The organism is Pseudomonas sp. EA_5y_Pfl2_R50 (assembly GCF_963970475.1).
GTDB lineage: Bacteria > Pseudomonadota > Gammaproteobacteria > Pseudomonadales > Pseudomonadaceae > Aquipseudomonas.
The window spans coordinates 81,893-95,420 of the sequence record NZ_CAXAPT010000011.1 but is presented as its reverse complement, the minus strand read 5'-3'; the positions used below and the strand labels follow the sequence as shown (position 1 = coordinate 95,420).

Sequence of the window (13,528 nt, the reverse complement as noted above, 5' to 3'; positions counted from 1 at the left end):
ACCAACAAGGAGTAAGGCATGAGCGCACCTGTCGTCATCATCGGCACCGGCCTGGCGGGCTACAACCTGGCCCGGGAATTTCGCAAGCTCGACAGCGAAACGCCGCTGCTGCTGATTACCGCAGATGATGGCCGCTCATACTCCAAGCCGATGCTCTCCACCGGCTTCGGCAAGAACAAGGACGCCGATGGCCTGAGCATGGCAGAGCCGGGCGCAATGGCCGAACAACTGAAGGCCGAAGTGCGCACGCACACGCGCATCAGCGGCATCGATGCCGGCCACAAGCGTCTGTGGATCGGCGAAGAAGCCGTGGCTTATCGCGACCTGATTCTCGCGTGGGGGGCGGAAACCGTGCGTGTGCCGATTGAAGGCGATGGTGCGGAGCTGGTATTCCCGATCAACGATCTCGAAGACTACGCGCGTTTCCGTGCCGCAGCGGCGGGTAAGCGGCGTGTGTTGTTGCTGGGGGCCGGGTTGATCGGCTGCGAATTCGCCAATGATCTGATCCTCGGCGGCTACGAAGTGCAACTGGTGGCACCCTGCGAGCAGGTGATGCCGACCCTGTTGCACCCGGCGGCGGCGGCAGCGGTGCAGGCCGGGCTGGAAAGCCTTGGCGCGACATTCCACCTCGGCCCGGTACTGACCCGCCTGCAAAAAGTCGCTGACGGTCTGGAAGCGCATCTGTCCGACGGTCAGGTCATCCCGTGCGACGTGGTGGTGTCGGCCATCGGCCTGCGTCCACGCATTGATCTGGCGGCTGCTGCTGGCGTGCAGGTCAATCGCGGTGTCGTGGTTGATCGCCATCTGAAGACTTCCCACGCCAACATCTACGCCTTGGGCGACTGCGCCGAGGTCGATGGGCTGAATCTGCTGTACGTCATGCCCCTCATGAGCTGTGCGCGAGCGCTGGCACAAACACTGGCGGGAAACCCGACTGCCGTGAGTTACGGGCCGATGCCGATCACCGTCAAAACCCCGGTGTGTCCGCTGGTCGTTTCCCCGCCACCACGGGGCAGCGAAGGCGTCTGGACCGTTGAAGGGCAGGGTGCCGATATCAAGGCTCTGTGCCACAACGCCGAGGGTGAGCTGCTCGGTTACGCGCTGACCGGCGCGGCGGTGATGGAAAAACTGGCGCTGAACAAACAGCTTCCTGCCTTGCTGGCGTAAATGCCGGTCGTTCTGTCGGAATCACCCCGCATTTGCCCCTACAAAGGTCATAGGGAGACTGGCGCCGCCCGTATCCGCGTGCCATTCTCACTCCCGTCTGCCGCAGATTAGAGCCTGCGGCGCTTTGGGCGCTGTTCCAACGAGAGCAGCACGGACATAACAACAAAAAACCGTCAAAGGGGCTTCACTAATGCGTAAACCAGAACTCGCCGCTGCAATCGCTGAAAAAGCGGATCTGACCAAAGAACAGGCCAACCGCGTACTCAACGCCGTTCTCGAAGAAATCACCGGCGCTCTGCACCGCAAGGACAGCGTCACGCTGGTGGGCTTCGGCACCTTCCTGCAACGCCACCGCGGCGCCCGCACCGGCAAAAACCCGCAAACCGGCGAGCCGGTTAAAATCAAGGCCAGCAACACCGTTGCGTTCAAGCCAGGCAAATCGTTGAAAGACAGCGTTAATCCTTAATTGCGGCGGACCCCTTGAATCGCGGGGGAACACCGTAATAAAAAATGGGCACACCGATTGCGGTCGGGTGCCCATTTTTTGTGGGTGCGTGCCAGGTTATTTGCGACGGAAACAGGCTTTGCCGTTGCCAAAATTGACGGACAGGCAGTTGGGTTCGATGGCTAGTTGCAGATCTTTGAACAACGCAGATAGATCGCCGTTGGCAGGGTCAGGATAGGCTTGCCAGTCCAGCGTGGCCCATCGCGTTTCCGGCATGACGGTGAACCACTCGATTTCATCGGGGGAATTTTGTGTATGTAAACCGATTCTCGCCAAGGCTTTATTTGGAGAGTACGGCAGTGGGCGATACCCGCAGAAAAGGTGCCGTCCTTACGCAACAGCAACTCGGCGGCCATGCGTGGGTAACGGGAAGCCACATCAGCGTTGCGAACAAGAGCGGTTTCAATTCCATGAGGTAATGCTCCTTACCAGCTCCCGAAGGGTATGCCGAATTTTTCGATGTAGGCTTTGGATTCAGGTGATAGAGACAGTGCGTACCGCCCCTCGTTTTTTCCTTGATACGGGCCTTTCTTCATTACACTCCCTTCGACCCGAGTAATCTCGACAGACTCGAGGCAAGCGGCCCCTAGCCAGACCTTTGCAATACCGCCGGGTGCCAAGCCAATACCCATGTTATCGCGGTAGTCCGTGATCCATTTTCCATCAGCCCTGCAGAAAGCTTTTTCCGGCTTACGCATGATTTCCCGAGCCGATTCGGAAATGGTGATGTAAGCCTCATAGGTTTGAGGTTCGGCCAGGGATTGCCATCGTACATAGATCAAACGGGGCAGGTCGGCGCCGGTGACATCCCGCCCTGCGCCACTTCCGGGGTTTTCTGGCCACCCTGCGGGCGTGCCTTTGTTATCAGCGGGAGCTCTCACCGAAGCAATCCCGGCTCCGGCACGTCGGAATACTCGCTCACGAATATCCACCACATCGGCGGTTTCAATCCAGACCTCCATGTAGTCCGGTGCTCCAAAGCCAAGGAACCATGGCTTTTTATCCGCTGATTGAGCATAGGCTTGCGTGCAACCCGCAAGCAGTAATCCCAACAGCAAAGCCGCGACCGTTTGGGTGCGGTCTCGCAGAATGCTCGGTGTGTTAGCCGCATGGTAGTTACCACGAGCCAAAGGGAATACCGAATTTTTCGAGATAGGCTTTGGACTCAGGTGAAAGAGGCAGTGCATAGCGGCCCTGACTTTTTCCTTGATCCGGGCCCTGCTTGTTGACGGTCCCTTCAACCCGGGCAATCTCAACTGCCTTCAGGCAAGTCCCTCCAAGCCAGACCTTCACTATGCCCCCCGGCGCAAGTCCAATACCCATATTGTCGCGGGATTCGGTGATCCACTCCGCACCAAACCTGCAGAAAGCTTTTTCGGACTTGCGCATGATTTCCCGGGCGGATTCCGGAATGACGATGTAAGCCTCATAGGTTTGAGATTCGGCAAGTGATTGCCATCGCACGTAGATCAGGCGTGGCAAGTCGGCGCCGGTTACATATCTGCCTTTGCCTCTGCCGGGGTTTTCTGGCCAGCCAGCGGGCTTTCCTTTGAGGCCAGCGGGCGTTTGTACCGACGCAATACCAGCTCCAGCACGCCGGAACACTCGTTCCCGAACATCCACGACATCGGCGGTTTCAATCCAGACCTCCATGTAGCTGGGTGCTCCAAAGCCAAGGAACCAGGATGTTTTTTCCGACGCTTGGGAGATATTTTGTATGCAGCCAGCCAGTACAAATCCTAAGAAAAGCCACACACCTTTGATGATGGGTCGATTGAAGTCATTCATTCAGGTGCACCACCCGTTGGTTTTTTTTAGCCGGTCGATTTATGAACACAATGCTCATATCACTGCTATTCAGATTTTTGGCCGCGTTCCAATGAGCGGAAAGATGTATATATCGGCTCCGTAGCAAAGCTCTTTCTTCATTAGTCAGTCCTTCAACGGAGGACTCACCTAAGGCGTAAGCCTGAAGTTTCTTATGGATGAGTACCAACTCTTCGGGCAGATTAAGAGCGGATGTCTCAGGGATAACTTTCAATGGCACACCGTTTCTGAGCGCAAGTTCACGCATGATGCGCAGATACACCAGCGACAGCTCACCATGAACGGGACGCTCAATGCGGGCTGCCGCGTAAACCTGCTTCTGGGGATCCAGGTTGGTTCTTCCCTTTTCTGTTGTTTGCGCAACAGGTCTTTCCCAAACAGCCACCTGTAACTGGTTACCCGAACCGTCATCATCGATAACACCCTTTGCATACCATGAAAACGCTTCCTTCTCAGCTGCGATATAGGCCCCACTACGGGTCGCTTCTTTGCCTTGGCTGATGGTGCTGGTGATTGGGTCGCTCAGCAGAAGTTTTTCCTTGGCTCTGGGTAAGTATCCACCGCCGAGATCGGAGTGTGAGCCGGGCAATAACAGATCAATTTCGCCCAGGCTGTTAAGCGCGAAATTCTCACGGTATTCATCACGCGCCACTAGATGCACCACCTTGTTGGCGCAACCTTCCGGCAGCCTTAATTCGAGCCCGGGGTTCCTACTGTTAGCGCCGGTAAAATCCAGCAGCCATGGGTTGGCGATTGCTGCGACGGTGTCGAACAGCCCGATGAAGTTGATCTGCGTGTCGATTTTCGGACGCCAGCTAAAGCCGTTTACCAAACCTTCGATGCCATTTGGAAACGATTTGGCAAGAAGCCCCCCACTACCTTTGAACACCTCATTGGCAAAGTGCCTTGCCGCTGCAGCTCCTCGACTGAAACCAAAAATATCGAATTCGATCTGTTGAATTACTAACTGCGGATTTCGTTCCACAAGCAGGCTTATCTGCTCCTTGATAACCGCTGGGCATTGTTCGACGCGTGCTACTACTCCTGTCTCGCCTCGACCTGTTGCTTGTGAGTAGAGAGAGTCGGTGCCATTGCTTTTGGTACCAATGCCTTCGATGTAAACCGCTATCGATGCGTTTTTAGTGGTATCCGGTAAAGCTTCGTACGTATGGTCGGTATACAACTCATACAACCGCACAATATTGCTCACATCATTCCCATAACTGTTATCCGGCGAGTTTCCATCCCCGTCGTAACCGTAACCGTAACCGTAAGCAGCGCAGTGTTTCTGTATCTCTTCGGCCGCCTCCGCGAGATTGGCATCCGGCGCGTAGCAAGCGGCGACCGTCTCGCTGTTGGCCTTATTGTTCCCTGTCCCATCGAAAAATACTCCGATGCGCAAGCTGATGCCGCCCGGCGCTTCAGCCTCCAGCTCGACTTCTTCCTCCTCTTCTTCGAGTTCGTCGTCTGCACGTGCGTGTACCGCTGGCGCAACGGGTACTGCGCCATCCAGTCCAGGCAGCAGCAGGTGGGGGACTTCACTGTCGTGTGGCTTGCGTCCCGTTTCAATTTCCGTGCTGCTGAATATGCCGCCCGCGTCGATCACGAGGTGATGACCGCCGGCTTTCAGCGTGATGCTGGCGCCGGCATCCAGCACCACGCTGGCGCCGGCCTTCAGATGCACTTGCTGGCCGGCCTCGATGTCGAGAGACTTTCCAGCCTGGGTGTAACTGCTGCCATTGATGGTTTCGCGGCGTTCGTTGCCCACTTCCAGCTGAAGGCTGTTGCCGATTTTCTGCGCCATGTCGCGTTGCGCGCGTAGGTAGATCAGTTCCTGTCCCGCGCGATCTTCAATCGACAGTTCGTTGTAGCCGCCATTGCGCGGCGAGCTTTCGCTGCGCAAGACGGTTCTGGTCTTGTGGTCGGGTAAAGAGTAGGGCGGCGTGGTAACTCTGTTGGCCACACAACCGGTGATCAGCGGTTTGTCCGGGTCACCCTCCAAAAAGGACACCACGACTTCCATGCCGACCCGCGGAATGGTCACAGCTCCAAAATGATCTCCGGCCCAACTGCTCGCCACGCGCACCCAGCAACTGCTGCGTTCACTGTTGAGTTCTTTGCGATCCCAGGGAAGTTCGATCTTCACGCGACCAAACTCATCGCAGTGAATCTCTTCGTCTTCGGGGCCGGTAACCCGTGCGGTCTGGATCACCAGCGGGCGGCGTGGTGCTGGCAGTGGAGGCCGGTACACCACCTCTGCGGGAATAACGCTAAAGCAATTTCGGTAGCCTTGGGTAAAACCATCGGCGGTTTTGACGTCGGTGGGACTGGACTCCTCAAGCACTTGTGGCTGTCGGCCTTCATGGCTGACGCTGAGCAGAAGCCACAGGTCGTTGCACTTTTTACGCGGGTGTCCGGTCAGCTCAAACAGGTGGCCACAACGCAGATTCGTCTGATCGCTTTCGCCGTCGCCCAGTTCGTAATCGCTACGGTGGCGCTCCAGTGCCTGTCGGGCAATTTGCTTGCCGCGCCTTTCGTTCTCGATCAGCAGCGGATAACGGTAATCCTCCAGCGTTGGGGTGAATCCGGCGGTGAAGCCGCTTTCAAGCAACAGGCTCGGGCGTTTCAGGTCGTAGTCACGACGGGTGACGGTGCTAGTGCGCGTACTGTTGCGCACCCAGAATCGGCTGATGACCTGATGTTCGGCCACCATGCCTGATTTCTGCAGATATGGCAGCGCGGCCAACTTGGGGAGAAACACCTGGTCATCGGTGAACACCAGCAAATGGCCGTCCGCCGAATGCTGGTGATGCCAGGCGATCCCGTCTTCAGCGCACAGCCTCTGGATAAATTCAAAGTCGCTTTCCTCGTACTGAGTGCAATAGTCGCGTGGCGGGTTCGGGGTGACATGAAAGGTGAACGCATCACCTTGAATGCCGTGACCCTTGAGCACCTGCGCGATGATCTGCGGCACCGTGCGCTGCTGAAAAATCCGTTGGTCATGGCTGAACTGCAAGTAGTACAACGCCGGCACCAGCGTCAGTTGGTAATCGGTGAGGCGTTTTCCGGCTTCACCCATCCGCACATTTTCAATGCGTCCGTGAATGCCTTCTTGGTTAAACCCGAATTGCAGAAACGCCGGCTGACTGAGCAGACCTTCCAGATCGATATCCGCTCGTTCACTGACCAGTTCGACCCGGATGGCGTACAGGCAGCTGATGGCTTCATCACCATCAAATGCGAGCACCTTGAAGTCGTGGCGAACTCCGGGAATTTGCAGGGTAAAAGGCGCGTAACTGCCCGTGCTGAACATACGCTTGTCCTTAAGCAAAGAGAGTCATTGCGCGGTGTTCGATCGTCCCTGATCGCCACGCGGAAAAAATTTGCCAAGGCACGCTAGCTGCGGGGGAAATAAATTTATGTAAGAACCGTCTCTGACATTTGTCAGAGACTTCCGGGTTGTAAGGTGTTGTATGAATTGAAGGAAATGACTGTAGGAGGGGAGTTCGACAACTATTGAATTAGCACGAATGTGCAGTGTTTCCGGCCTGCTGAAAGTTTCACGAAGTAATTTGCCATCAAATTGATGGCACTTTTTCCGTCGGTCTTTGTCCTCGCTGAATTATTCAAAGAGACCCATGTATTTTAGGAAGAGTCCTACTTCTATTTTTTTCAAGAATTGACATGCTTGCCGCCGTATATTGGGATGGGCGTCAGGCAAGATGCCCAATCAGTGGGACGGAGCGCTCTAGCTCAGGGTTTTGGCAGGAGGCAGGGAAATGCGGCGAATATAAATCACTCTCAGGGATTCCCTTGCGGCATATAGGGCAATCTCTTACAGGCCCCAATGAACACTTCGTCTTGTTGTTTGATCAGATGCTTGCTAGTGGCCATCATAGTGATTACGATGCGCCCACTTGAAAGAGCACAACTCAATTGGATGAGTCGCTTCGCCGCTCTTTGATACTGTCCCGCGCCGCCGCAACTCCAACAGGCGCCTGACTGTAATCCTTAATAAAGGCCATGGATGTCCTACTCAAGCAAACTTTCCGCCCATTACCTCGAACTCGCTAAAGTCTCTGTTTCCAAAGAGAATTTCGCGGGCGAAGACGTTCGTTTCTCGAGCGAATTCGAGGCACTGGAAAGCGAGCTGGCCAAAGCCTCGTCGATGCACGAAAGCGGGCAGATCGACTGGTTGAAAATTCGCGAAAACAGCGAAAATCTTCTGCGTACCCAATCCAAAGATTTGCGTGTCGGCGCTTGGCTGACATGGTCGCTGTACCAGCGTGAATCCTTCCCCGGCCTCCTTGCCGGCCTCGGGTTGCTGCACCACCTGTCGGAAAACAACTGGGCCGACGTTCATCCGCTCAAACCCCGCACCCGGGCTGCCGCCATTGGCTGGCTGGTGCCGCGTCTCGAGCAGGTCATCACTGAAAATATTGCCATCAAAGAGCAGTTGCCGATGTTCCGGCAACTGTCCGAGCACCTGTCCGGTCTCGAAGCCGCTTGCGCTGAGCATCTGGGCGATGACTCGCCACTGCTGCTGCCGATCTCCCGTCGCCTGAAAACCATGATCCAGCGCGCCGCCGACAACCAGCCGGCTCCCGGCGTGGTCGGCGCAGCAGTGGCGCAAGTCAAACAGGCCGCGAGCCAGTTGCTCACGCCCGGCGCGCCAATCGACAACGAACGAGATGCGCACAAAGCCCTGCGCGCCCAGCAGGAAAGCGCTCGCCCACTGTGTGCCTGGTGGCTCAAGCAGAAAGCCACCGACCTGCGCGCCTTGCGACTGAACCGCACGTTGCTATGGATGACCATCGACGCGGTACCCGAGCGCAACGCCGAGCAGATCACCGTATTGCGCGGCCTGCCGCTGGAAAAGCTCAAGCTCTATCAGGACCGTTTCGATCAGGGCAAATACGCCGACCTGCTGGTGGAACTGGAGGCGAGCCTGGCGAAGGCGCCGTTCTGGTTCGATGGCCAGAGGATGGTCTGGGAATGTCTCCAGAACCTCAACGCCGAATTGGCAATGCGCGAAGTGGAGATCCACTTCGCGCTTTTGGTTCAGCGCCTGCCTGGCATCGTCGAGTTGCGCTTCCATGACGGCGCGCCGTTTGCCGATCCGGCCACCCGGGCGTGGATCGCCGCCAACGTCATGCCGCACCTGCAAAGCGCCAGTGCGCCGCGCAAGGTCGAAAGCGAAAACGTCGAAACCCAGCCCGCGTGGGAAAAGGCCCTCGAAGAAGTCTTGCCGCTATTGCGCAAGGAAGGCCTGAAGCCGGCCGTGCAGACGCTCAAGCAGGGCCTGCAGTCGGCCCACGGCGGTCGCGAGCGCTTCTTCTGGCAGTTCGCCCTCGCACGGCTGTGCTTCATGGCCAAGAAATACGAACTGGCCAAGAACCAGCTCGAAACCCTCGATCAGACATTACAGGACTCAGGCCTGCACGCCTGGGAGCCCGATCTTGCATTGGAAGTGCTGCATTTGCTGCATAGCTGCTGCGAGTTGTTGCCGCAGAACCATGCAGTGCGTGAACGCAAGGAAGAGATTTATCGCAGGCTGTGCCACCTCGATCTCGAAGTGGTACTCGAATAGGCCCCAGGGCCACAACCGCAAGGAGAAAAGCCATGGCCAAAGAAGGCTCGGTAGCCCCCAAGGAACGCATCAACGTCACCTTCAAACCCGCCACCGGCGGTGCTCAGGAAGAGATTGAACTGCCGCTGAAGCTGCTGGCAATCGGTGACTACACCCACCGCAAGGACGATCGCAAAATCGAAGATCGCAAGCCGATCAGCATCGACAAGATGACCTTCGACGAAGTGTTGGCCAAGCAAGAACTGGGTCTGACGCTGAGCGTGCCGAACCGTCTGCAGGAAGATGGCGAGGCCGACGAGCTGGCTGTGCAACTGCGCGTCAATTCGATGAAGGACTTCAACCCGGCCAGCCTGGTCGAGCAAGTGCCTGAGCTGAAAAAACTGATGGAACTGCGCGATGCGCTGGTGGCCCTCAAAGGCCCGCTGGGTAACGCACCTGCGTTCCGTAAAGCGATCGAAGGCGTGCTCGCCGACGACGAATCCCGCGGTCGCGTACTCGGTGAGCTGGGCCTGAACGCCGCAGCCCCGGACGCCTGAGACTCCAGCCAAGGAAGCCAACACAATGAGCACTAGCGCAGCACAAGAGAAGAGCGCCGGCAACGGCGAGTACAGCATTCTCGACAGCATCATCGCCGAAACCCGCCTGACCCCGGACGACGAAGCCTACGACATCGCCAAGCGCGGTGTGTCGGCCTTCATCGAAGAGCTGCTCAAGCCGCAGAACAACGGTGAGCCGGTCAAGAAAGCCATGGTTGACCGCATGATCGCCGAGATCGATGCCAAGCTCAGCCGTCAGATGGACGAAATCCTGCACCACCCGGACTTCCAGGCCCTGGAATCGTCGTGGCGTGGCCTGCAGTTGCTGGTCGACCGCACCAACTTCCGCGAAAACATCAAGATCGAAATCCTCAACGTCTCCAAAGAAGACCTGCTGGACGATTTCGAAGATTCGCCGGAAGTCATGCAGTCGGGCCTGTACAAGCACATCTACACCGCTGAATACGGCCAGTTCGGTGGTCAGCCTGTGGGCGCGATCATCGCTAACTACTACATGTCGCCAAGTTCGCCAGACGTGAAGCTGATGCAGTACGTCGCCAGCGTTTCGTGCATGTCCCATGCGCCGTTCATCGCTGCTGCCGGCCCGAAATTCTTCGGTCTGGAAAGCTTCACCGGCCTGCCGGATCTGAAAGATCTGAAGGACCACTTCGAAGGCCCGCAATTCGCCAAATGGCAGAGCTTCCGTACTTCGGAAGACTCCCGCTACGTTGGCCTGACCGTGCCGCGTTTCCTGCTGCGTAACCCTTACGATCCGGAAGAAAACCCGGTCAAATCGTTCGTGTACAAGGAAACCGTTGCCAACAGCCACGAGCACTACCTGTGGGGCAACACCGCCTACGCATTCGGCACCAAGCTGACCGACAGCTTTGCCAAATTCCGCTGGTGCCCGAACATCATCGGCCCTCAGAGCGGTGGCGCAGTTGAAGATCTGCCTCTGCACCATTTCGAAAGCATGGGCGAAATCGAAACCAAGATTCCTACCGAAGTTCTGGTTTCCGACCGTCGTGAATACGAATTGGCCGAGGAAGGCTTCATCTCCCTGACCATGCGCAAAGGCTCCGACAACGCGGCGTTCTTCTCCGCCAGCTCGGTGCAGAAGCCGAAGTTCTTCGGCATCAGCGCAGAAGGCAAGGCTGCAGAGCTGAACTACAAGCTCGGCACCCAACTGCCGTACATGATGATCGTCAACCGTCTGGCTCACTACCTGAAAGTGCTGCAGCGCGAGCAACTCGGTTCGTGGAAAGAGCGTACCGACCTCGAACTGGAGTTGAACAAGTGGATTCGCCAGTACGTCGCCGACCAGGAAAACCCGAGCGCCGAAGTCCGTGGCCGTCGTCCGCTGCGCGCTGCGCAAGTGATCGTCAGCGACGTTGAAGGCGAGCCGGGCTGGTACCGCGTGAGCTTGAACGTGCGTCCGCACTTCAAGTACATGGGTGCCGATTTCACCCTGTCGCTGGTTGGCAAGCTGGACAAAGAGTAAGAGCGACTCATGGACGGATACGGCAGCCTGTTCGAACGCCTCAACGGCGACGCGCAACTACGCAAGGGCAACAGCCTTGAGGCTTGTGCCATGGCGTCAGTGGCTGCCCATCTGGCCAAAATGCTCAGCACCCGGGCCGGCAGCGTGCAAACGCTGGCCGACTACGGGTTGCCCGATCTCAATGACATGCGCCTGAGCCTGCACGACTCCCTGAGTCAGGCCCGCCTGGCCATCGAAAGCTTCATCGAAGCCTACGAACCGCGCCTGAGCAACGTGCGTGTCATTTCCCTGCCGCGTGACCACGATCAGCTTCGACTGGCTTTCAGCATCGAAGGCCTGCTGGAAGTCGAGGGTTTCAAGCGTCAGGTCAGTTTTTCCGCGCGCCTGGATGGCAGCGGACAAGTGAAGGTCACCTAAGGAGATCCCCGATGTCTGGCAAACCCGCAGCACGTGTATCCGACCCCACCGCTTGCCCGCTCCCCGGCCACGGCACCAACCCGATCGCCGCCGGTTCCGGCGACGTTTTCTTCGACGGCCTCGCGGCCGCCCGCCAAGGCGATGCCTCGGCGTGTGGTGGTGCGCTGGTCGGCGACCTTGCCACTACCGTTTTGATCAACGGCAAACCGGCTGCCACCGTAGGTTCGGTTGGATCTCACGGTAACAAGGTCACGGCTGGGTCCGGGACGGTGATCATCGGGAATTCGCATTCGCCTGCGCCGTTTGTGCCGCCGTTGCCGGTGGAGATTGAGTGGCCATTCGACGAGCACTTCGTGATCAATTGTCAGGACACCGGCAACCCGATGGCTGGGGTGGCATACACATTGAAAACCGCCTCGGGAAAGATCATCAGCGGGATTACCGGCGCTGATGGAAAGACCCAGAAAATCCATTCCGCTCAGGCTGAGCCTGTGGAATTGCTCATTGAGCAACAAACCGAAGTGTTGATCGGCTGAACATCGTTTTCTGATGCAGCACGTTTAAGGATAGGACGTCGACATGGCAGACACCTTAGTAGCTTCCAGCCTGACTCCCGCGAGCAATAAAGCGGGGCAGTCTACTGCTGTGCGGCTGTTCAAAGTCAGCGATATTCCCGGCGCGATGGACAAGATGAAATGGCCTGTTGCTGCGGCGTTGATGCGTCACTGGTTCAACGGTGCTCCTTGGGGCAATGCCAGCGGTGGAATGGAAACAGAAGAGAAAGAGCGCACACGACCAGTGCCTGACCAGTACATCGAAGAAAATATCGTCAAGATGAACTGGGTTCTGACATTCAAAAAACCTGAAGAGACGCGACAAGTGCTCAAGGCTGCCTGGAATAACGCAAAGGCCATGCCCGAAATCCACACGAAAATAATGCGTGCATTTGGTAATTCCGCGCCTGGTTGTTATCCATTGACGTTCAACGGTAAAGGCCGAGCTGCGGAGAAATTCGGTTACTTCAATTCGCGTTCAGTCAACTTCAGTCAATTAGGCGGTGGCGAACTGGACGAGCTGCGAGGGGCGTTGGCCAACTTCAACATGCGCGTGATTGCCGAGGGGGTGGTGAACGTCTTTGACAAGAAGATCGTATTCGTCGCCGATCGCCTGGGTTACTACGTCGAAGATAACTACGACTTCAGCGACGGCGATGACTTTGTCAGCCAACCGCTCGGCTACTGGAATTTTGAGGGTGTCGCCGGAGTACTTGAGGCCAGTGCGCAGAATATGGGAATTGATCAGGAAATGGCTGCCATCGGGCGATCATCTGTCTTCGGCATGAGTGACGCAGCGCAGAAGCAGTTCTTCGAGGCGGCGAACAGACGATATTTCCTGATTCAGAACAAACATTTCGTGGCCTACAGAGAACAGTTTTCCAAGGGCGGGGATTTCAAGCTCTTCTCCGATATTTTCTACGAAACGATCCCGCCGGTTTCCATTGAGCTGGTGAAGAACTGATGAAAGTCAAAAAAACGGTTTTTTTCGCTGGTTTGCTGGTATTGGCAATCACTTTTTTTGGCGTCGCTCTGAACAATCTTCTCAAACGTCCGGCGAGCAGCTCGGTAGTCAGCGAGTCAGGCAATTATCTAATCGAAAACGTACCTGTCAGAGGGTGGCTGGTGCCGTTTGATGATTTGGCGTACTTGCGCATTACCGACAAGCAAGATTCCAACGCTGTTTTTCGATCACCTTTGTACCCGCGAAGCGCGGTGGACATGGGCACCCATGAGGACGACGTCATTGTAGGCATCGTCTGGATCGATTTTTACAAACGCGATCAGCACTTCGGCATCAGAGTTCCAGAATGGAAGCCGCATTGGCTTAACAGCTTTATCAGTAATACCCCATACGACATTGTCGGGGACGATTGAGACACGGCGGAGAATCGGCCATGAGATGGCTGAACAGATCCCTCCCATCGACAG

12 protein-coding genes are annotated in these 13,528 nt (G+C 56.7%); 9 read left to right on the top strand and 3 right to left on the bottom strand.

The window, feature by feature from the left end:
- Positions 1–18 precede the first annotated feature (18 nt).
- Together AACY19_RS19290 and AACY19_RS19285 are read left to right on the top strand one after the other, a co-directional pair.
- Positions 19–1,167: an NAD(P)/FAD-dependent oxidoreductase gene (locus tag AACY19_RS19290; RefSeq protein ID WP_339452955.1), complete on the top strand. Its 1,149-nt coding sequence runs from the start codon at positions 19–21 to the stop codon at positions 1,165–1,167.
- A 190-nt stretch (positions 1,168–1,357) separates the two neighbouring features.
- On the top strand, positions 1,358–1,633 hold the full coding sequence (locus AACY19_RS19285) for an HU family DNA-binding protein (protein ID WP_003213368.1): 276 nt from the start codon (positions 1,358–1,360) through the stop codon (positions 1,631–1,633).
- Positions 1,634–2,097: 464 nt separating this feature from the next.
- Here the strand turns inward: AACY19_RS19285 and AACY19_RS19280 are convergent, their stop codons facing one another.
- The 3 genes from AACY19_RS19280 to tssI are packed head-to-tail and all read right to left on the bottom strand — an operon-like array spanning position 2,098 to position 6,812.
- Positions 2,098–2,802, bottom strand: a complete 705-nt coding sequence (locus tag AACY19_RS19280; protein ID WP_339452953.1) for a DUF2931 family protein — start codon at positions 2,800–2,802, stop codon at positions 2,098–2,100.
- Positions 2,789–3,460 carry a DUF2931 family protein gene (locus tag AACY19_RS19275; RefSeq protein ID WP_339452951.1) on the bottom strand — a complete coding sequence of 224 codons (672 nt, stop codon included), beginning with the start codon at positions 3,458–3,460 and terminating at the stop codon, positions 2,789–2,791. Before AACY19_RS19275 ends, AACY19_RS19280 begins: the two co-directional genes overlap by 14 nt.
- Entirely contained in the window at positions 3,453–6,812 is a 3,360-nt protein-coding gene (gene tssI / locus AACY19_RS19270; RefSeq protein ID WP_339452949.1) for a type VI secretion system tip protein TssI/VgrG, read from the bottom strand. Before tssI ends, AACY19_RS19275 begins: the two co-directional genes overlap by 8 nt.
- 714 nt (positions 6,813–7,526) lie before the next feature.
- On the opposite strand from tssI, the gene tssA reads away from it, so the two are divergent.
- The 7 genes from tssA to AACY19_RS19235 are packed head-to-tail and all read left to right on the top strand — an operon-like array spanning position 7,527 to position 13,474.
- Entirely contained in the window at positions 7,527–9,089 is a 1,563-nt protein-coding gene (gene tssA, locus AACY19_RS19265) for a type VI secretion system protein TssA (protein ID WP_339452947.1), read from the top strand.
- 32 nt (positions 9,090–9,121) lie between these two features.
- Positions 9,122–9,625, top strand: coding sequence for a type VI secretion system contractile sheath small subunit (gene tssB / locus AACY19_RS19260; RefSeq protein WP_003229587.1), 504 nt, complete (start codon positions 9,122–9,124; stop codon positions 9,623–9,625).
- Positions 9,626–9,650: 25 nt separating this feature from the next.
- Positions 9,651–11,126, top strand: coding sequence for a type VI secretion system contractile sheath large subunit (tssC, locus tag AACY19_RS19255; protein WP_007920272.1), 1,476 nt, complete (start codon positions 9,651–9,653; stop codon positions 11,124–11,126).
- Between the two features lie 9 nt (positions 11,127–11,135).
- Positions 11,136–11,543 carry a type VI secretion system baseplate subunit TssE gene (gene tssE, locus AACY19_RS19250; protein WP_339452945.1) on the top strand — a complete coding sequence of 136 codons (408 nt, stop codon included), beginning with the start codon at positions 11,136–11,138 and terminating at the stop codon, positions 11,541–11,543.
- 11 nt (positions 11,544–11,554) lie between these two features.
- Positions 11,555–12,079 carry a PAAR domain-containing protein gene (locus AACY19_RS19245; RefSeq protein ID WP_339452943.1) on the top strand — a complete coding sequence of 175 codons (525 nt, stop codon included), beginning with the start codon at positions 11,555–11,557 and terminating at the stop codon, positions 12,077–12,079.
- 43 nt (positions 12,080–12,122) lie between these two features.
- Positions 12,123–13,061, top strand: a complete 939-nt coding sequence (locus tag AACY19_RS19240) for a DUF6402 family protein (RefSeq protein ID WP_339452941.1) — start codon at positions 12,123–12,125, stop codon at positions 13,059–13,061.
- Positions 13,061–13,474 (top strand): hypothetical protein, encoded by a 414-nt coding sequence (locus tag AACY19_RS19235; protein WP_339452939.1) that lies wholly within the window; start codon positions 13,061–13,063, stop codon positions 13,472–13,474. Before AACY19_RS19240 ends, AACY19_RS19235 begins: the two co-directional genes overlap by 1 nt.
- Positions 13,475–13,528: the final 54 nt, after the last annotated feature.